At 47.0% G+C, this 21,773-nt stretch carries 11 protein-coding genes; all 11 read left to right on the top strand.

The window, feature by feature from the left end; genetic code table 11:
- Nucleotides 1-288 precede the first annotated feature (288 nt).
- Entirely contained in the window at nt 289-1,122 is an 834-nt protein-coding gene (locus tag L3C95_RS22115; protein WP_236390841.1) for a glycoside hydrolase family 43 protein, read from the top strand.
- Nucleotides 1,123-1,127: 5 nt separating this feature from the next.
- Nucleotides 1,128-2,999, top strand: coding sequence for an exo-alpha-sialidase (locus tag L3C95_RS22110; protein ID WP_236390840.1), 1,872 nt, complete (start codon nt 1,128-1,130; stop codon nt 2,997-2,999).
- A 2-nt stretch (nt 3,000-3,001) separates the two neighbouring features.
- On the top strand, nt 3,002-6,790 hold the full coding sequence (locus tag L3C95_RS22105; protein WP_236390839.1) for a family 78 glycoside hydrolase catalytic domain: 3,789 nt from the start codon (nt 3,002-3,004) through the stop codon (nt 6,788-6,790).
- The gene (locus tag L3C95_RS22100) at nt 6,781-7,686 is read left to right on the top strand and encodes a sugar phosphate isomerase/epimerase family protein (protein ID WP_236390838.1); all 906 of its coding nucleotides are present in this window, start codon (nt 6,781-6,783) and stop codon (nt 7,684-7,686) included. The genes L3C95_RS22105 and L3C95_RS22100 overlap by 10 nt, the downstream gene beginning before the upstream one ends.
- A 248-nt stretch (nt 7,687-7,934) precedes the next feature.
- Entirely contained in the window at nt 7,935-12,257 is a 4,323-nt protein-coding gene (locus L3C95_RS22095; protein WP_236390837.1) for a glycosyl hydrolase, read from the top strand.
- Complete coding sequence (locus L3C95_RS22090; protein WP_236390836.1) at nt 12,254-14,656, top strand: glycoside hydrolase family 2 TIM barrel-domain containing protein; 2,403 nt, start codon at nt 12,254-12,256, stop codon at nt 14,654-14,656. The genes L3C95_RS22095 and L3C95_RS22090 overlap by 4 nt, the downstream gene beginning before the upstream one ends.
- A gap of 5 nt (nt 14,657-14,661) precedes the next feature.
- Nucleotides 14,662-17,433, top strand: coding sequence for a family 78 glycoside hydrolase catalytic domain (locus tag L3C95_RS22085; RefSeq protein ID WP_236390835.1), 2,772 nt, complete (start codon nt 14,662-14,664; stop codon nt 17,431-17,433).
- A 646-nt stretch (nt 17,434-18,079) separates the two neighbouring features.
- On the top strand, nt 18,080-19,060 hold the full coding sequence (locus L3C95_RS22080; protein WP_236390834.1) for a pectinesterase family protein: 981 nt from the start codon (nt 18,080-18,082) through the stop codon (nt 19,058-19,060).
- The gene (locus L3C95_RS22075) at nt 19,039-20,631 is read left to right on the top strand and encodes an MGH1-like glycoside hydrolase domain-containing protein (RefSeq protein ID WP_236390833.1); all 1,593 of its coding nucleotides are present in this window, start codon (nt 19,039-19,041) and stop codon (nt 20,629-20,631) included. The genes L3C95_RS22080 and L3C95_RS22075 overlap by 22 nt, the downstream gene beginning before the upstream one ends.
- A 341-nt stretch (nt 20,632-20,972) precedes the next feature.
- Nucleotides 20,973-21,254, top strand: coding sequence for a DUF1778 domain-containing protein (locus L3C95_RS22070; protein ID WP_236390832.1), 282 nt, complete (start codon nt 20,973-20,975; stop codon nt 21,252-21,254).
- Entirely contained in the window at nt 21,251-21,748 is a 498-nt protein-coding gene (locus tag L3C95_RS22065) for a GNAT family N-acetyltransferase (protein WP_236390831.1), read from the top strand. The genes L3C95_RS22070 and L3C95_RS22065 overlap by 4 nt, the downstream gene beginning before the upstream one ends.
- Nucleotides 21,749-21,773 lie beyond the last annotated feature (25 nt).

Here is a 21,773-nt window from a genome sequence, read left to right as displayed (position 1 = left end):
CCCGGGGCGTGTTTGTAGCGCGGGGTGTAACCCCGGGGCGTGTTTGTGGCGCGGGGTGATAACCCCGGGGCGTGTTTGTAGCATGGGGTGATAACCCCGGGACGTGTTTGTAGCGCGGACAACCCGCGGTTCGTGTATCCAACCGGGTTTATCCGCAACGGCATGTTGTTTGAAATTATCATTGGTTGGTTGATTGTTAACGAAATTCCACGGTTTGAAATGAAACAATTCATCATATACATATTGGCATTGACCTGTTTCGCCTGTCGATCAGGAAAAGAGGTTTATATGTTTACTTCATTCCACGAGCCAGGTAAAGATGGTCTGCATTTCCTTTACAGCTATGACGGTTATAACTGGGATAGCCTGCCTGGTAGTTTTTTAACGCCGGTGGTAGGCAAGGATAAGATCATGCGCGATCCCAGTATTGCAAAAGGACCTGATGGTACATTTCATCTGGTTTGGACTACCAGCTGGAAAGGCGATAAAGGGTTTGGATATACTTATTCGAGCGATTTGCAGCACTGGAAACCGCAGCAGTTCATTCCTGTGATGGAGCATGAGCCTACTACTGTAAATGTGTGGGCGCCGGAGTTGTATTATGATGAAGAGGAAAAACAGTTCATCATCATGTGGGCATCCTGTATACCCGGACGTTTTGAGAAAGGGATTGAGGACGAGAATAATAACCACCGGATGTATTATACGGTTACCAAAGATTTTAAAACGTTTTCTCCGGCCAGGCTGTTTGTTGATCCGGGTTTCAGCGTGATAGATGCCGTGATCGTCAGGACAGACATACAGGAGTATACTCTGGTACTGAAAGATAATACCCGGAATGAGCGGGACCTGAAAGTAGCTTTTGCCAAACATCCTTTAGGGCCTTATAGTACTGCTTCCGCTGCTTTCACGGGAAAGCTCACTGAAGGGCCTACTGTGTTGAAGAGTGGCAAAGAGTGGCTGATCTATTATGATGATTATGGGAATAAGAGATATGGAGCGGTGAGTACAACAGACTTTCACAATTTTAAAGACATCAACGGGCAGATCAAAGTGCCTGCAGGGCATAAGCATGGAACAGTGTTTAAAGTCCGCCGGAAGATATTGAATCAGATCAAATGACCGATATGAGGAAGAGTGCAACGATATGCATGTTGAGTTTATGCTTAAGTACTGTTGCGAAGGCACAGGAAAGTATCCGCTATACAGGCAATACATTAGTGAATGTGGACTATCATCACGGACAACTGCGGCCGGCGATGGGAGTGCATAGTATACAGATCATGCGTGCCAACAGGGAACATCCTGAGTTGGGAGATAATATCGGATGGACTTACAATCATGCGCCTATGTTGGCGTATTGGAATAAGCGCTTTTATGTGGAATACCTGAGCGATGAGAAGGGCGAAAGTATTCCTCCGGGACAGACATTGTTATTGTCTTCTGCCGATGGTTACAATTGGGGTATGCCGGTGTTATTGTTCCCTCCCTATAAAATTCCTGATGGTACTGTCAAGGAAGGACATCCGGGTGTAGCGAAGAACCTGATGGCGGTTATGCACCAGCGCATGGGATTTTATGTGTCGAAGAGTAACCGGCTGCTGGCATTGGGTTATTATGGCATTTGCCTGGACGCCAAAGATGATCCAAATGATGGAAAGGGGATAGGACGCGTAGTAAGGGAAATATTGCCTGATGGCAAGTTTGGCCCCATCTATTTTATCAGGTATAATAAGAAATGGAATAAGGATAATACATCATACCCTTTTTATGCTACCAGTAAAGACAAAGGTTTTGTTGCTGCCTGTAATGAATTGCTGGCTACACCGCTGATGCTGCAGCAATGGAATGAGGAGGCAGACAGAGATGATCCACTGATCCCTATCCATAAAGAATACAAGGCTTTCTGTTACTATCACCTGCCGGATGGACGGGTGGTAGGGCTGTGGAAGAATGCATTGACAAGCATGAGTAAAGACGAAGGACGTACCTGGGGAACCGTAGCACGTGCGCCAGGGTTTGTGAATAGCAATGCCAAGATATGGGGACAACGCACTGCCGATGGACGATATGCAACAGTGTACAATCCCTCTGAATATCGCTGGCCATTGGCCTTGTCTGTAAGTCAGGACGGTATAGATTATACAAACCTCTTGCTGGTGAATGGAGAGATCACTCCTATGCGTTATGGTGGTAACTATAAATCTTATGGTCCGCAGTATGTGAGAGGTATTGAAGAGGGAAATGGTACGCCGGCTGATAGTAATCTGTGGGTGACCTACAGTATGAATAAAGAAGATATCTGGGTATCTATGATACCGGTACCTGTTGTGGATAAAGCACCTGCTCATGTGAATGATGTGTTCCCTGAAATGAAACCTGCTGATGCACTGAAGAACTGGAATATCTATAGTCCCCGCTGGGCGCCGGTATCTATTGGAGTAGTGCCTATGGATGCCGGTTCGCCCAATGATGCGACGACTGCCGGTGGGGAATCGCAGCTGATGCTGGAAGACAAGGACCCCTTTGATTATGCAAAGGCAGAGCGATTGTTCCCGGCATCAACAAAGTTGACAGTATTATTCACCGTGAAAGCTGCGCAGAATGATCATGGCTGTTTGCACGTGGAGTTGCAGGATGGAAAAGGAAGGCCGGGGCTTAGGCTGGTCTTCGATGCAGATAGCGTTTTTAAAGCCAAGGCAGGCGCCAGGTTTAAGAACTTTATGAAGTATGCACCAGATAGTGTGTATAATGTACGTCTCACTATCAATACTACAAATCGTTTCTACACTATTAATGTAAATGGTAAAGACGTATTAACGAGTTTAATGTTTGCACCTGTGGATAAACTGGAAAGAATTGTATTCCGTACCGGTGAGCCTAGACATTTTCCTGATGCAGATACCCCTGCTGATCAGGAGTATGATCTCAAACAAGCCGGAGAACAGGAGTCCCGGACTGCAAAGTTTTACATAAGAGCCCTCAAAACAGCTGAATGATAATGCGTGCCCTGGTTTATATATTATTGACGATTGGTGTTACTCAGGTAACAGTAGCCAACACATTGCACGACCGGTTTATTGTATCTAAGACAAGTCCTGTGTCCCTGCAGTATCTCCGTTGTGAGATGCTCGTTAATCCGGAGGGCATTGATGTTATCCGTCCGCGCCTTAGTTGGGAGATAGCGGGCGCAGGGCGTAATATCATACAAACCGCCTACCAGATCCTGGTGGCGTCCACTCCTGAGAAACTGGCTGCCAATCAGGGGGATCTTTGGAATTCAGGAAAGATCCTCTCCGGAAACAGCATTCATATATCCTACAATGGTAAAGCATTACAAAGCCGTCAGCAGTGTTACTGGAAGGTGAAAGTGTGGACAAGTGCCGGTGAGTCAGAATGGAGTAATGTGAACGCATGGAGTATGGGGTTGTTGAATAGATCCGATTGGAAAGCAAGGTGGATCGGTGCAGATACCAGCTTTGCATGGGATAGCGCACATACTAAGTTTTCCCGCTTGTCGGCCCGTTACTACCGTAAACCATTTACAGTTAAACAGGCTGTTAAGCGTGCTACTATCTATGTGGCAGGGCCGGGCTCATACGAGTTATATATAAACGGGAAACGTACGGGTACAGCGGTGTTGTCGCAATCGCCCACAGATTTTCGTAAGACAGTAAAGTATAATACATACGATGTTACCAGTGCCTTAAAGAACGGTGAAAATGTGATTGGTGCTGTGTTGGGAAATGGACGCTTCTTTACTATGCGGCAGGCTTATAAGCCACATAAGATCACCACCTTCGGTTATCCCCGTTTACTGTTGCAGCTGGAAGTACTGTATGCAGATGGAAAGCGGGAGATGATTACCAGTGATGCCAGCTGGAAGCTGACTGCTGATGGACCTATAAGAACGAATAATGAATATGACGGAGAGGAGTATGATGCAGATAAAGAAATGCCGGGATGGAATGCCGCAGGCTTCAATGATAAAGGCTGGCAACAGGCAGAACTAGTGCCTGCACCTGCTGGTGTATTACAGGCGCAGATGAATGAACCGATGCGGATAGTGGAGAGGTTAAGTCCCGTTTCTGTCAAAGAAAAACAACCAGGCGTATATATTGTGGACATGGGACAGAATATGGTCGGCTGGTTGCAGTTGAAGGTAAAAGGGAAGAAAGGCCAGCAGGTAGTTATGCGTTTTGCTGAGACGCTGAAGGCAGATGGTAGTCTCTATAGAGATAATCTTCGTGATGCGAAAGTGACAGACATCTATACTTTGAAAGGCGAGGGCGAAGAAAACTGGGCGCCCGCTTTTGTATATCACGGCTTCCGTTATGCAGAGATCAGTGGTTATCCAGGGAAGCTGGAAAAGAGCCATCTCGAAGGCCAGGTGGTCAGTGATGATCTCGCGCATACAGGTGCTTTTGAAACATCTGATCCCACCATCAACAGTATTTACAAAAATGCCTATTGGGGCATCCTGGGCAATTATAAAGGAATGCCTTTGGATTGTCCGCAGCGAAATGAGCGTATGCCGTGGTTGGGCGATCGTGCTACCGGTGCTTACGGAGAAAGCTTTCTGTTTGATAATGCGAAGTTATATGCCAAATGGCTGGATGATATTGAGCAGTCACAAACCAAAGAAGGTGCTATTCCGGATGTAGCGCCGGCTTACTGGAACTACTATTCCGATAACATGACCTGGCCGGGTACTTACCTGATGATCGCCAATACGCTCTATGATCAGTATGGTGACCTGCAGGCTGTTGCCAGGCATTATGCATCTATGAAACAATGGCTGCATTATATGAGAACAAAATACCTGAAGGAAGGTATTATGACAAAAGATAAGTATGGCGACTGGTGTGTACCTCCTGAGTCCAAACAACTGATCCATACTAAAGATTCTTCCCGTATTACAGATGGTACTCTCATTGCAACGGCTTATTACTATCACTATCTGCATATGATGGCAAGGTTTGCCGGACTACTACAGCGGCCGTCTGATGTGGCGATGTTCAAAGCAGGCGCAGATAGCATTAAGACAGCCTTTAATAACCGTTTCCTGCATACAGATCATTACGGCAATAATACGGTAACAGCCAATCTGCTGCCGCTCTCGTTTGACATGGTGCCTGCAAGCGTTCGCAGTCAGGTATTCAAGCATATTACAGACAGTACGCTGTTGAAATATGGGGGTCACATCAGTACCGGGCTTATTGGTACACAATGGCTGATGCGCGGTCTTACACGTAATGGCAGACCAGATATCGCTTACCAGATTTCGGCAGACAGGGATTATCCCGGCTGGGGATATATGGTGGAGAATGGCGCCACTACTATCTGGGAATTATGGAATGGTAATACCGCTGCTCCTGCTATGAATTCACATAACCATGTAATGCTGTTGGGAGATCTGCTGGTATGGTTGTATGAAGATATTGCAGGAATAAAGAGTAACGCAGCTGCTTACAGCCAGTTGGAAATGAATCCTGTGCTCGCTCGAGGTCTGGACTATGTGAATGCATCTTTCCATACTATGCATGGTACGGTACGCAGCAGCTGGAGAAAAGATATAAACAGATTTACGTGGACACTATCCGTTCCTGTGAATACCACCGCCTCCGTGTATATCCCCGCTCGTGCTGTGGTGGATATACAGGAGGGTGGGAAACCTATCAGTGAGGTGAAAGATATCACTTTCCTGAGAATGGAAGGTGACCGGGCTGTATACAGGATCGGATCGGGCGATTATGTATTTACTTCCAATCTGCAGCAGCCATGGAAGAAAGGTATTGTGGAAGATGAGTTCATCTTCGAATCTGCTCCTTTTCCCGAAAGCCATGCAGCTACGATTGCGGAGACACCTGCCGGGCTGATCGCAGCATGGTTTGGTGGTACAAAAGAAAGAAATCCGGATGTGGGGATTTGGGTAAGCCGTAAGATGGGTGATAAATGGACAATGCCGGTGGAAGTAGCTAATGGTATCATGTCAGATACAGAGCGGGTAGCCTGCTGGAACCCGGTACTGTACCAGGTGCCCGGTGGTGCATTACAGCTATTCTATAAAACCGGAAAGAATGTTGGCTCATGGAAAGGCTGGATGAAGACATCCGCTGACGGCGGACTGACATGGTCTGCTGCACAGGCATTGCCGGAAGGCTTTCTGGGACCTGTAAAGAACAAGCCTGTTCTGCTGGACAATGGCGAGTTGATTTCTCCGTCGAGCACGGAAGGAAAGGGCTGGAAAGTACATTTTGAGTGTACCACAGATACAGGTAAGACCTGGACAAAGCGAGGCCCTATCAATGATGGAAAGACATTTAACGTTATTCAGCCAAGCATATTAAAACACGGCAAGGGTAAACTACAGATACTCTGCAGAAGTAAGGACGGTTCGATTGTGCAATCCTGGTCGGAGGATAATGGTAAGACCTGGTCTCCGCTCAGCGCTACAGCGTTGCCTAACAACAATTCCGGTACAGATGCGGTGACACTTGCAGATGGCAGACAATTGCTGGTGTACAACCATGTGAAGACACCTGCTGGCAAATCAAAAGGAGCGCGTACACCACTGAATGTAGCGGTATCTGATGATGGCATCCACTGGTCTGCCGCGTTGGTGCTGGAAGGATCGCCCGTAAGCCAGTATTCTTATCCTTCGGTAATACAGACTGCTGATGGTTATGTGCATGTTGTATACACCTGGCGCAGGCAGCGGATCAGGCATGTGAAGATAGACCCGCGTGCACTTGAATTGAAACCTATAAATAATGAGCAATGGCCATGATGGAAAAAACGAGCAGACGTCGCTTTCTGGGCAATGCCGCTTTACTGGCGGGAGGACTGTTACTCCCGGAAACGGTATCGGCAGCCTTTAAAAGAGACCTCAGATACCGGATAGCGGTATGTGACTGGATGATCCTGAAACGCCAGAAATTAGGCGCTTTTCAGCTTACAAAGGATATCGGTGCAGATGGTGTGGAAGTAGATATGGGAGGACTGGGTAACCGTCCGACCTTCAACAGTAAACTATCTGATCCCGTGGTGCGTCAGCAATTTCTGGATACGTCTAAGTCGCTGAACATCGCTATCAGTTCCATTGCTATGTCAGGCTTTTATGCACAATCTTTCGCGGAAAGGCCTGAAGCAGAAGTAGAAAAGATGGTGCAGGATTGTATTGATACAATGGTGCAGATGAATGTAAAGACCGCTTTTCTGCCGCTGGGCGTGCAGGTCGACCTGGTGAAGCGCCCCGGGCTACGGCCAGTTGTTGTACAACGCTTAAAGCGCATAGGCGCGAATGCTGAAAAGGCAGGTGTGATCATCGGCGTAGAAACGGCCCTGCCGGCTGCTGATGAGGTGAAACTGCTGGATGAAATAGGTTCTCCTGCAATAAAGAGTTATTTCAATTTTTCCAATGCCCTGCAGGCAGGACGTGATCTGATTCAGGAGTTGAAGACCCTGGGCGCTAAGCGCATCTGCCAGATCCATTGTACAGACACAGATGGCGTATGGCTACAGAATAATCCGCGCATCAATATGAAAGAAGTAAAACGTACGCTGGATAAGATGCAGTGGCGTGGGTGGCTGGTCATAGAACGTTCCCGCGATGCAAATGATCCAAGGAATGTAAAGAAGAACTTTAGTGCAAATGCAGCTTATATGAAGTCTGTCTTTCAGTAGTGTCAACACCGGTGCCAGTTTGTGTTCAGCTCCTGCTGTACAAGGTGCTGCCGGAGCTAATGATCTTGTCAGCACATTTGGCCAATGAAATGAGGGCTTTTTAGACGGTGCTTCTAACCTGTTTAGTTCAGCGGAATTTTACAAAACGAATATTAGTCAACCAATAAATGCTTGTGTAGCTCGTCTGTACGATTTTTATGAAACGGTATTTCTTTCTTATCATTTTTTGCCTTTTTGTGAAAGCTGGCATGTCGCAGAACCAACGTCTCGACAGTATTTTCAGGCAGCCTCCTGCTAATGCAAAGCCCTGGGTATTCTGGTACTGGATGCATGCGAGCGTAAGCCGTGCTGGTATTACTGCCGATCTGGAAGCAATGAAAGAAGCAGGTATTGGTGGTGCATACCTCATGCCTATAAAAGGGAAAGCGAACCCGCCTTTTATCGATCCGCCGGTAGAACAGTTAAGTCCTGCCTGGTGGGATATGGTACGCTTTGCGCACAGTGAAGCGGCCAGACTGGGCTTACAACTTGGCATGCATGTAAGCGATGGTTTTGCTTTGGCGGGAGGCCCCTGGATCACACCGGAATTATCTATGCAGAAAGTAGTGTGGACCGCTACTACAGTAAAAGGGAATACAGTATTCAACGATACTTTAGCTCAACCCGAAACCAACGAAAAGTACTATAAAGATATTGCAGTGCTGGCATTCCCGTCTTTGCCGTTAAACAGGCAAACGCCAGTCGTAAGTACCAGTCAGCCGGGTGTGAATGCGCAATTCCTCACTGTACCCGGTAATAAGGAAAGCTTCCGCAGCCAGGATCCTTGCTGGATCCAGTATGCGTATGCCCAGCCCTTCACCTGTTATGCAGTGACGGTGCGTACCAATGGTAACAACTACCAGGCACACCGCCTGCACATTTCAGTAAGCGACAATGGCGTGGATTTCCGGCCGGTGGCTCAGTTACAAGCTCCCCGTCATGGCTGGCAGGATACAGATGCGCCGGTTACACATGCTATTACTCCCGTGACAGCCCGCTACTTCCGCTTTTCCTACAACAAAGAAGGATCGGAGCCAGGTGCGGAAGATCTGGATGCTGCTAAATGGAAACAAAGCCTGAAGGTAACAGGACTGCTCCTTTCAGATCAGCCGCGTATCCACCAGTTTGAGGGTAAGAGCGGCGCTGTATGGCGTATCAGTCCTTACACAACAACAAAGCAGATCCCCGATAAAGATTGTATTCCACTCGATAAAATAACAGACCTCACGGCCTTTATGGATGCGACAGGCAGGCTGCAATGGAAAGCGCCTGCAGGTAACTGGACAATACTACGCATAGGCCACACACCTACAGGGTATACAAATGCTACTGGCGGCGCCGGAGCGGGACTGGAATGCGATAAGTTCAATAGTGCCGCAGTGCGTGTGCAGTTTGATCACTGGTTTGGGGAGACTATCCGTAAGATAGGCCCGCAACTGGCAGACAGTGTATTGAAAGTTTTTCATGTGGATAGCTGGGAATGTGGTAGTCAGAACTGGTCATCCGGCTTCAGGGAAGCGTTTAGCAAACGCCGTGGTTATGATCTCCTCCGCTATCTGCCTGCCATGGCGGGGTATCCTGTACAGAACACACAAACGGCCGAACACTTCCTGCATGATGTAAGAACAACAATTACTGAATTAGTACAACGAAACTTCTATGATACGCTGGCAGCATTGGCCCACGCACATAAATGTAAGTTTAGTGCGGAAAGTGTAGCGCCTGTGATGACTTCAGATGGCATGCAGCATTATCAGTCCGCCGATATTCCGATGGGAGAATACTGGTTGCGCAGCCCTACCCATGACAAGCCGAATGATATGCTGGATGCTATTTCAGGCGCGCATATATATGGTAAACGCATTGTGCAGGCGGAGGCATTTACAGAATTGCGTATGCGCTGGGATGAACATCCCGGTATGCTCAAGACATTGGCTGACCGTAACTATGCACTGGGCATTAATAAACTCGTGTATCATGTATTTGCACATAATCCGTGGACAGATCAGCGTCCTGGCATGACGCTGGATGGCGTAGGGCTCTATTTCCAACGCGATCAGACCTGGTGGAAACCAGGCAGGGCATGGGTGGCGTATGCACAGCGTTGTCAGGCCTTACTGCAGGAAGGCCGTCCGGTGGCAGATATTGCAGTGTTCACCGGTGAGGGATTACCACGCAGGGCAGTATTGCCTGAAAGGTTGACAAGCGTATTGCCTGGTCTTTTCGGAGACAGTATGCTTTATATGGAATCACAGCGCATGACCAACAGGGGAGGCCCGCTAAGGGAAATGCCTGCCGGGATAACTGCATCTGCAAACATTACTGACCCTGCCACCTGGGTGGATGCATTGCAGGGATACAACTATGATTCATTTAATAAGGATGCCTTATTAAGGCTGGCAACAGTGAAGAATGGCAATATTGTATTGCCGGGAGGAGCTGTGTATAGGCTGTTGGTGTTGCCTGGTACAATGGCGATGTCTCCGGAAGGTAATTTATTATCCCGCGAAACAGTATTTCATCTCAGAAGGTTGCTGCAGGCAGGAGCTACTGTACTGGTGAATGGGCCTGTCAGGTCGCTCGAAGCGCCCGATAGTGTGATCACGTTAGGAAATAAAGGTGTAATACAAGCACCCTGGAAGGCATCTTCATTTGATGCATTGGGACTGGCGCCAGACCTGCTGGTGAAAGAACAATCCGGTAAAAGAGCCAGGGGGATTGCCTGGACACATCGCACCGCTCCGGATTATGATATTTACTTTGTTTCTAATCAGGCAGAGATGGAACGATTGATAAATGTGTCTTTCCGTACAACAGGCCGGCTGCCTGAATTATGGGACGCGGTAACAGGTGACCAACGTATGGCTACAGATTGGACATCACATAACGGACGTACAAACCTGCAATTACAATTGCCGGCCAACGGCAGCATTTTTATTATTTTCCGGAAAGCCACAGGAGAAAAGGAAATGCATAAGGCTGTTAACGGGCCTATGTTGCAAGCCGGGGAAACATTGAACGGGCAATGGGAAGTGAAGTTTGATACAGCAGCAGGAGGTCCCGAAGCGCCTGTTATGTTTAATGAACTGACAGACTGGAGTAAACATGCTTCTCCACAGATACGTTATTATTCAGGTACTGCCACCTATAAAAGGAGTTTTGAATGGTCGTTGGATAAGAATGATACTTTATCCCGCGTTTTACTGGATCTGGGGCGTGTGGCCAATATAGCAGAAGTTACAATAAATGGCATCAACTGTGGTGTAGCATGGACTTACCCTTACCGTGTGGATATTACGCCGGGTTTACATAATGGAAAAAATGAACTGTCTGTCGCTGTAACAAATACATGGGCTAACCGCCTCATCGGAGATACCGCTCTGCCGGCAACACAGCGTATTACACATACTACGGCGCCCTTGCGTCTGCAAAATGTTCCCTTGCTGGAAGCGGGATTGTTAGGGCCAGTACAGTTGCTCCGGGAAAAGCTTACGGCAAATGATCGAGTGCCTATGACAGTGATGCAAAGGATCTATCATGAAATAAAAACACCTTACAAGTACGGTATGGCGATGGTGCCGCCAGATGAGAGCAGGAAACTGGATTGTCCCAGCATATTCCGTAAGGGCAGGAAATGGTACATGGTATATATCATGTATGATGGTCGCGGCTACGAAACCTGGCTGGCGGAAAGCAAAGACCTGCTGCACTGGAAAACAAAAGGAAAGATGATGTCGTTTGCTGATAGTACCACTTCCTGGGATGCGAATCAGCGGGCGGGATATATTTCCCTGCAGGACCATGTGTGGGGAGGTAACTACAAATGGCAGTCGTTCAGAAATAAACATTGGATGACGTATATCGGAGGTGCTAAGACCGGATATGAACAGGGGCTATTGTCTATCGGTATTGCCAATACCCCTAAAAAGATCACTAAGGCGCACGAGTGGCATCGCTTTGGTAAACCTGCCCTGATGGCGACAGACAGCAATGCCGGCTGGTGGGAGAATAACACTATTTACAAAAGCTCCGTCATATGGGATAAGACCACCACTACAGGTTATCCTTTTGTGATGTACTACAATGCGAAAGGGGATAGCCTGAACCCTAAGCGGGGCAAGGAACGTATTGGTATGGCAGTATCTGATGATATGGAGCACTGGAAGAGGTATTTCGATCAGCCCGTGCTGGACCATTATACCGGTATCACCGGAGATGCCGTGATACAGCGGATGCATAATGTATGGGTGATGTTTTATTTCGGTGCATTCTGGAAGGACAGGCCAACTGCCTTTAATCGCTTTGCCTGTTCTTATGACCTGGTACACTGGTCTGACTGGTATGGAGAGGACCTGATCAATTCAACGGAAGACTATGATGGCCGTTTTGCCCATAAATCGTTTGTTATTTCTTACAAGGGAGTAGTCTACCACTTCTATTGTGCGGTCGATAAGAAAGATCAGCGTGGTATCGCAGTAGCAACTTCTAAAGACTTCGGTAAGAGTACACTTAATTTCACGAAAGCTAAATGATGATGAGCCGTTTGCTGATAGTATTATTTACCTGTATGCTGTGCAGCACAAAACTGACAGCACAACGTGTACAGTTATTCGACGATAACTGGCTTTTCTGGCGGGGCGCCGCACAGGGAGCAGAAGATACCTTATTCAATGACAGTGACTGGCGTAAGGTATCGCTCCCGCATGACTGGAGTATTGAAGACCTGCCCGGAACTGTTTCTCCCTTTAATAAGGGGGCACTCAGTCAGGTGAGTGGCGGATTTACCACCGGAGGCAGTGGCTGGTACCGCAAGCACTTCCTTATGCCTGCCGCGCAGCGCGGTAAGCGTATTATCATTCAGTTTGATGGTGTGTATATGAACGCGCAGGTGTGGATCAATGGAAAGAAACTGGGTAAACATCCTTATGGATATACTTCCTTCTGGTATGATGTTACGCCGCATGTAAGATTTGGCAGGGAGAACCTGTTGGTGGTGAAAGTGAGGAATGAAGGTGAGAACAGTCGCTGGTATGCCGGATCGGGCATTTACCGCCATGTGTGGCTGAAAGCGCTGGAGCCTGTACATGTGGGACAATGGGGTACTTATATTGCTACGCCCGTAGTGAATAATAGTGCAGCAATAGTTAATGTCAATACAACATTACAGAATGAAACGGGTGCAGCTGTTACAGCTACTGTGATCACACGCTTGTCAGATGCAAAAGGAAAAATAGTAGCCGAACATAAAGGTCAGCAGCTGATACAGGCAGGAAAGGATACGGTATTACAGCAGGAAATTACTGTGAAATCTCCGGCGCTTTGGTCAGTTGAGTCGCCTGTATTGTATAAAGCGACTTCACAGATATATGTGAATGATGAGCTGAAGGACAGCATTACCACTTCCTTTGGTATCCGTACTATTACTGCGGATGCGCAAAAAGGGTTTCAGCTGAATGGTAAAACTATCAAGCTGAAAGGAGGCTGTGTGCATCATGACAACGGACCATTGGGAGCGAAGGCATATGACAGGGCAGAAGAGCGTAAAGTAGCATTATTAAAAGCCAGTGGTTACAATGCGATCCGCTGTTCACATAATCCACCTTCACCTGCTTTTCTTGATGCCTGTGATCGCTTAGGTATGCTGGTGATAGACGAGGCTTTTGATATCTGGAATGATGGAAAGAATCCTGAAGACTATCACCTGTACTTTGATGACTGGTGGAAGCGCGATTTAGAAAGTATGGTGTATCGCGACCGTAATCATCCGTCTATCATTATGTGGAGCACCGGGAATGAGATCCCTCATCGCGAGAAGCCGGAAGTAGCAAAGGTAGCAGCTATGCTGCGCGATCATATCCGCAGTATAGATACCACACGTTTTATTACCTGTGGCGTAAATGGCATTGCACCGGATAAAGATGCTTTTCTATCAACACTGGATATAGCAGGTTATAACTATGCGCGTGATCAATACCTAAAAGATCATGAACGTATGCCACAGCGGGTGATGATGGCAACAGAGTCTTTTGCCATAGAAGCTTTTGATTACTGGATGGCCGTTGAAGATCATCCCTGGGTGATAGGAGATTTTGTCTGGACTGCCTTTGATTACATAGGCGAGGCCAGTATCGGATGGCTGGGATATATGCAGCGTCAGGACTTTTATCCCTGGAACCTGGCATACTGTGGGGATATTGATATCTGCGGATGGAAACGCCCGCAGTCACACTACCGTGATGTACTCTGGAAGGAGGACCAGATTTCCATTTTCGTAAAACCACCGAAGCCTTCTTTTGATACAAATACCCGCAAAGTTGAATGGAGTCATTGGGAATGGTACGATGCCCGGGATAGTTGGAACTGGGAGGGGCACAACGGAAAGCCGCTCGAAGTGTCTGTATACACTTCCTATGAAGAGGCAGAGCTATTTCTGAATGGTGTTTCTTTAGGCCGCAAAAAAGCAGGTAGAGCGAACCGTTTTATGGCGGTATGGCAAGTGCCTTATTCACAGGGAAAGCTGACAGCGATCGGGTATAAGGGCAAACAGAAATCTCCTGCAGCCACGTTGGCCACAGCTGGGAAACTTGCGCAGATAAAGCTGACGGCCGACAGGCAGCAGATCATTGCTGACGGACAGGACCTGAGTTATGTGACGGTTGAATTGACGGACGCAGATGGTAACAGGTTGCCCAATGCAGAAGACCTGGTGAAGTTTGAGATCACTGGTCCGGCAGCTATAGTAGGAGTAGGCAACGCTAATCCGATGAGCGTGGAGAGCTATCAATTACCACAACGTAAAGCCTGGCAGGGTAGATGTCTGGCAATCATAAAAGCAGACAAAACCGCAGGTAACATTACATTACGCGCTACTGTAGCCGGGTTGTCGCCGGCGCAACTGACCATTAAATCGACATCAGCGCACAAAGAATGATAAGCATGAGACAAGGCATAATGATGCTATTCCTGTTACTATATCTGAAGAGTTGGGGACAGGAATTGCAGGTTGTTAACCTGAGAACTGATCGTAAGATAAATCCTGTAGGTACGGGGCTTAGTCCGGCATTCAGCTGGGAGTTGATTGCATCTCAAAGAGGCTGCATGCAGACGATGTTCCAGATACAGGTCACTGAAGATACTGCGTTGGCGGGAACGAAAGATACCAGCGCCCGCATTCGTATTTCGCAATCCTATAACATAGATCCTCATTTTGTGAAGCGGGCTATACTGCCTGCGCATAAATATTACTGGCGGGTACGTGTGTGGGATAATCATGGTAATGTATCATCGTGGAGCGCTGCTGCGTCTTTTACAATAGCTCTCGCCAGCCGGCAGGACTGGGCACAGGCACAATGGATAGGATACGAGGATATTCCTGATTCTATGCGTGTGGTACCAGGTGTACATAGTGGAGGCGATAAGTTCTATGAGAAGCATAAGGCGCGTCAGCGGCCGGTAGTGCCATTGTTCCGTAAGGAGTTCCTGGGTGGCGATCATATTAAAAGTGCTTTACTCTTCATCAGCGGACTTGGTCAGTACGAGGTAAGCTTGAACGGGGAAAAACTGGGGGACAATTTCCTGGCGCCTGGTTGGACCGACTATGATGAAACGGTATTGCACAATACCTATGATGTAACAGATAAATTGAAAGCAGGTGGAAATGCATTAGGCATAATTGTAGGGAATGGATTCTTCAATGTGAATAAGGAACGTTATAAGAAGTTGTCCATTGCCTATGGCATGCCCAGGATGATCTGCCGGCTAATGATCACCTATGCTGATGGAACAGTTAAAAATATTGTTTCCGGTGATGATTGGAAAACAGCGCCGTCGCCCGTCACATTTGCCAGCATCTATGGTGGAGAGGACTATGATGCGCAGTTGGAACAAAGCGGCTGGGACAAGCCTTCTTTCAATGTTGCACACTGGAAACAGGCCATCATTGTAAAAGCAACAGAGAAAAGGCTGGTACCGGAACTGGATCATCCGGTAAAGGTGATGGAAATACTGCCGGTAAAAAAGGTCACACAAGTCCAGCCAGGTGTGTATATGTATGATTTTGGTCAGAATGCTTCGGGTATCGTGGAGCTGAAAGTGAAAGGTAAAAGAGGACAAACAGTGAAGCTAATACCTGCTGAATTGTTGAATGCCTCCAAGTTATCCAATCAAAAAGCCACCGGTTCTCCTTATTACTTCTCCTATACATTGAAGGGGGATGGAGAAGAGGTTTGGCGGCCCCGCTTTACTTATTACGGCTTCCGTTATGTGCAGGTAGAGGGTGCTGCTCCGGATACCGCTGCTAATATTTTACTGCCGGCGATCACTCAATTGAACTTCCTGCATACCCGCAATGCGGCTCCTGCGACCGGTAGTTTCTCCTGTTCGAATGAGCTGTTCAACAGAATTTATACCCTGATCCAGTGGGCTATTAAGAGCAATCTGCAAAGTGTGGCAACGGACTGTCCGCACAGGGAAAAACTAAGCTGGCTGGAACAGGATTACCTGATGGGTAATTCTATCCAATATAATTACGACATCTCCCTGTTATATCGCAAGTTGCTGGACGATATGCGGGAGGCGCAGACAGACAGTGGCCTGGTGCCCGATATCGCACCTGAATATGTCTTCTTTGATGATAATGGCTTTGGTTTCAGGGATTCGCCGGAATGGGGAAGTGCCAGTGTCATACTGCCCTGGCAGTTGTACAAATGGTATGGCGATACGGGAATTATCCGCAAGGCTTATCCAACTGCCAGCAAATATGCAAACTACCTGCAATCAAAAGCAGTGAATAACATGCTTTCGTATGGCCTGGGCGACTGGTATGATAATGGCCCTCAGCGTCCGGGATTGGCACAGCTAACGCCGAAAGCGCTGACAGCTACGGCTATTTACTATTACGATCTTATGCTACTGTCAAAGATGGGAAGCATGAGTGGAGATCCGGAGGGAGCAAAAAGGGCCGCTGCATTGGCTGCCAGGGTGAAAAAGGCATTCAATGAGCAGTTCTTCAATCCGGCTACTAAAGTATATGCGACCGGAAGTCAGACCGCTATGGCCATGCCCCTATGTGTGGGATTGGTGGAAGCGCAGTACAGGAAGGCTGTTTTCAGAAACCTGGTGGACTCCATTGAGCAGAATGGCCGGAAACTCACAGCAGGGGATATCGGCTTTCATTTCCTGGTACAGGCCTTACAGGAAGGGAGCGCGTCTCAACTATTGTACGAGATGAATAACCGTGATGACGTACCGGGATATGGATTCCAGCTGGCAAAAGGAGCTACGGCGCTGACCGAATCCTGGGCTGCCCTGGAGAGGGTCTCGAACAATCACCTGATGTTGGGCCACCTAATGGAATGGTTCTATACGGGGCTGGGTGGAATAACCCAGCAGGATCGTTCCATTGCCTATAAAGAAGCGGTTATACGGCCTGAAATGGTCGGGGATGTGTCCTGGGTTAAAACTTCCTATAAAACGGTTTTTGGGGCTATAATTAGCGAATGGGAGAAAAAGGCAGACGAGTTGACTTTTCATATAGTCATTCCTCCCAATAGTAGTGCACTGATCAAACTACCGGTGATGAAAGGTCAGCAGGTGATGGAGGGAGGGCAAGGTGTTGATAAGCAAAGAGATATAAAGGTGAAAGGGTACGAGGATGGGAGAATTGTTTTAACGGCCGGGTCGGGGGACTACCGGTTTGTTGTGAAATAACCATTTCGTTCCGGGGTTAATTGTTGCATTGATTGTGACGTATTCCGTCCCGGGGTTGAAACCCCGCGCTACAAACACAGCTCACCTACGGAGGGCTATTGCCGCGAATGATTCGTATTGGTAATACACTTTTGCCATGCCTTTGCCCTGCCTTAACTCTGCTTTTAAGTTGTACCGGTGACGTTTCTAGTCCCGTTTCCTCATGTTGTCGGGCGTCCGTTATTCCCAACCTGATTCGATTCAATCCCGTACTGAATACGCTTTGATCTCTATATCTCCATATCCTTATAAGCTCATCTGGATATCACTTCACCGTCATATGTATATCCCTTCGATATACAGATGTCGGTAAAGTGATATGGAAATGATGGTGAAGTGATATGGAAGTAACGGGAATAAATCGTGTAAATAAGCTTCTTTGATAAAAGAAAATGGCGAATACTCCTGTCATAGCCGATTTGGAATTCCCACAGTGGTTGAGATGCTTGTTCAGATAAAGTTCTGTAGGGATAGGAATTAAATGTCGTAGGGGGGCAGAGTTGAAATGTACCGGTAACGATTGCGTAAATAAAAAGGCTCGCTTTGTTCCTCAACCGGTCAGATTTTTATAGTTTGTCCCCGCTGCTGTATGACTAAATTCCTTGTTATGAAGAAATATGTTCATCTTATTTCCGTATTACTTGTACTGCTGTCATTTTGCGTGCATGCGCAGGATACACGTAAGCGTCTTGTGGTAGCGCAGGATGGTACCGGCGATTATCGCTCGATACAGGAGGCGGTGAATGCCGTACGGGATTTTACGTATTTCCGCGTTACGATCTTCATCCGGAAGGGGGTGTATCATGAAAAGTTGTGTATCCCTTCCTGGAAATGCAGCATTACTTTACAGGGGGAAGATAGGGACAGTACTATCATCACCAACAGTGATTATTCGGGAAAGCCTTATCCTGGTAGGGATGCGTCCGGCAGGGATAAGTTCGGCACGTTTACCTCGTATACCGTATTGATAGCAGGAGATGATATCATCGCTGAAAACCTGACCTTTGAAAATGCCGCTGGTCCGGTAGGACAGGCAGTGGCCCTGCACGTGGAAGGCGATCGCTGCATTTTCCGTCACTGCCGGCTCTTAGGTAACCAGGATACACTGTATGCCGGAAGGGCGGACAGCAGGCAATATTATAAGGATTGTTATATCACCGGTACCACCGACTTCATTTTTGGTGCAGCAACGGTATGGTTCGAAGGCTGCACTATCCACAGTAAAAGAGATTCTTACATTACTGCCGCTTCTACAACGGAACGGCAGTCATATGGGTTTGTATTCAATCATTGTACGTTAAGGGCTGATTCAAGTGCGAAAAAGGTGTACCTGGGCCGTCCATGGCGTCCCTATGCAGCTACAGTGTTCATGCACTGTACGTTGGGGGCACATATTCTGCCCCATGGATGGCATAACTGGGACAAACCGGAGAATGAACAAACAGCCAGGTATGCTGAATATGAAAACACTGGTGATGGTGCTGTTAGCCGTCAACGTGTAGCCTGGTCGAAACAACTAAGCGCGAAGGATGCAAAAAATATTACACTCACTAAAGTATTTGGCAATTGGGAACCTTTAAAGCAATAGCAGCGATATGTGTTTTCTTCCCGTTACATCTTTTGGGTCAGCGGGGAAATGATGGTAAAAGAGCGGGTGTTGAAACATCAGTGAAACAGTATGTCTTGCAGAATACACTGCAAAAGTATACCAACCGTTTCAACAGCCTTGACTCGGAATATGTGGTCAACTATGTGAGTAATGCGCAGGCATTCGACTGGCTGAAAACAAATGTGCCATTACTCGAATGTCCTGATAGTATCATAGAACAAACTTACTATTATCGCTGGTGGACATTCCGCAAGCACCTGAAAGAAACGCCTGATGGGTTTATCTTCACTGAATTCATTACGCCTGTTAAACATGCGGGACGCTACAATGCCCTGAGCTGTGCTTTCGGACATCACGTCTATGAAGGAAGATGGCTGCGGAACAGGCAATATATCGATCAATATATACAATACTGGTATCTGAAAGATGTACAGCAGAAGTCTCCCCGTTTCCATCAGTTCAGCAGCTGGGCGGCAGATGCGGTATACAACCGTTTCCTGGTGGATAAGGATAGTAGTTTTATTACAGCGCTATTGCCATATATGGATAAGGACTACCGTTTATGGGAGCAGGAAAAACGCCTGCCCAATGGCCTGTTCTGGCAGTTCGATGTGAAAGATGGAATGGAAGAATCTATCAGTGGCGCCCGCCGGGAAAAACATACACGGCCTACCATCAGCAGTTATATGTACGGTAATGCCAATGCGCTGACAAAGATCGCTGTTATGGCCGGGAATGATACCCTGCGGCAAAGATATGCTGCCGATGCGGCAAAGATCAGGCAACTGGTGCAGGAACAGCTGTGGGATGATACAGCAGCTTTTTTCAAAGTAAGACAGGCCATAAAAGGTAGTAGCGATACCAGGTTCTCCAATGCACGGGAAGAGATAGGGTTTATTCCCTGGTACTTTAATATACCTGCTGATAAATCCAGGTACGCCAAAGCCTGGGAGCAACTTACGGATACCAGCGGTTTTGATGCGCCCTGGGGGCTGACCACTGCTGAAAGACGACACCCTGCCTTCCGCTCACATGGCACTGGTGGGTGTGAATGGGATGGCGCGATATGGCCCTTTGCTACTACACAAACATTAAAAGGATTAGCAAATCTGCTGACAGGTTACAAACATCATAATGGTATGTCGCCGGCTGTGTATTATCATGCTTTACAGGTGTACGCCCGGTCGCATCAGAAGAATGGAAAGCCTTACCTGGGAGAATACCAGGACGAACGTAATGGTTACTGGCTGAAAGGCGATGATCCGAGAAGTAGTTATTATAATCATTCAGGTTTTTGCGATCTGGTGATTAACGATCTGATTGGACTAAAACCCCGTGCAGATAATCGCCTGGAATTGCATCCGCTGATTTCGGAAGGACAGTGGGACTGGTTTATGCTGGAGGGGGTGCCGTATCATGGGAAGTTAGTGACGGTGAGATGGGATAAGAGGGGGGAGCGGTATAAAGAAGGGAAGGGGTTGAAGGTGTTGGTAGATGGGAGAGAGGTGTATAGTGGGGCGAAGTTGAAGAGGGTAGTGGTGAGGTTGTAGGAACAGATAATAGCGTGGAAAGAATTACAGGATCATAATTGAATAATTTTCTTCTATGTTGATAAAACAATGTTAATCAATTAGTAGGCTGTTTCAGGAAAGCCTTTTACTTTTGTGAAAAGCATTGTTTAATGGTATACACTGTTGACCAGATCCCAAATCCTTTTTTATTGGTATTTATATTTCAGCTTCTCTTTTATCTGAAAAGTTCACAAGTGTGGATGCATAACCTGTTTTTGCGAACAAGCTAATTTGTTTTAATTGGTGTACGGATATTTTCCGTACATTTGGGGTATTGATCATAAGCTAATCTTAGCCCTAATTTTTAAAACATTTTAGTAATGAAATCTACAGGCATGACAAGGTTTGATACGAGGTTGTCGACTGAATTAAAACAGTATTTTGAACATGCTGCTGACCTGGGGGGATTTAAAACTTTATCTGAATTCGTAATTTTTTCAGTTAAGGCACAGGCTGAAAAGATTATCGAAAAGCACAATGCTATCCTGGCGTCTCAACGTGATCAGGAAGTTTTTTTTGATGCTATTATGAATCCAGGTAAACCTAACAAATCTCTTAAGGAAGCTGCAGCACGATATAAGCGGTTAAGCAAAGAAAAATGACTTATTTAACAGTTCATTTAAACGGGGATCACAAGAAGAAAGAATTTGAATGTGGAAAACCACTCCTTGATAGTTATTTAAAAACACAAGCCAAACAGGATGTAAAAAGAAAGCTATCGGCTTGTTTTATATTAGAGGGCGAAAAAAATGCTATCAAAGGTTATTATACACTTTCAAGTGCTTCTATTGACAGAAGTATGCTTCCTGAGGCAATTATAAAAAGGTTGCCAGCTTCCTATCATCATTTGCCTGTGACACTACTTGGTAGATTGGCGGTGGATAGTTCTTACCGAGGGCAGCGGTTGGGAGAATTACTTTTATTGGATGCATTAAAAAGGAGTCATGACGTTGCCCTGGAAGTTGGCTCAATGGCGGTAGTTGTTGACCCTTTGGATAAGGATGCACAACAGTTTTATGAAAAGTATGGTTTTATTGTTTTGCCTGATAGCGGTAAAATGTTCCTGACGATGGATAGTATTTCACAGCTCTTTTAGTTAAGAGCTTTTGGGGCCCAATTAT

The organism is Chitinophaga filiformis (assembly GCF_021646545.1).
GTDB lineage: Bacteria > Bacteroidota > Bacteroidia > Chitinophagales > Chitinophagaceae > Chitinophaga > Chitinophaga filiformis_A.
The sequence above is the reverse complement of the archived record's forward strand: the minus strand, read 5'-3'. Positions and strand labels throughout refer to the sequence as shown.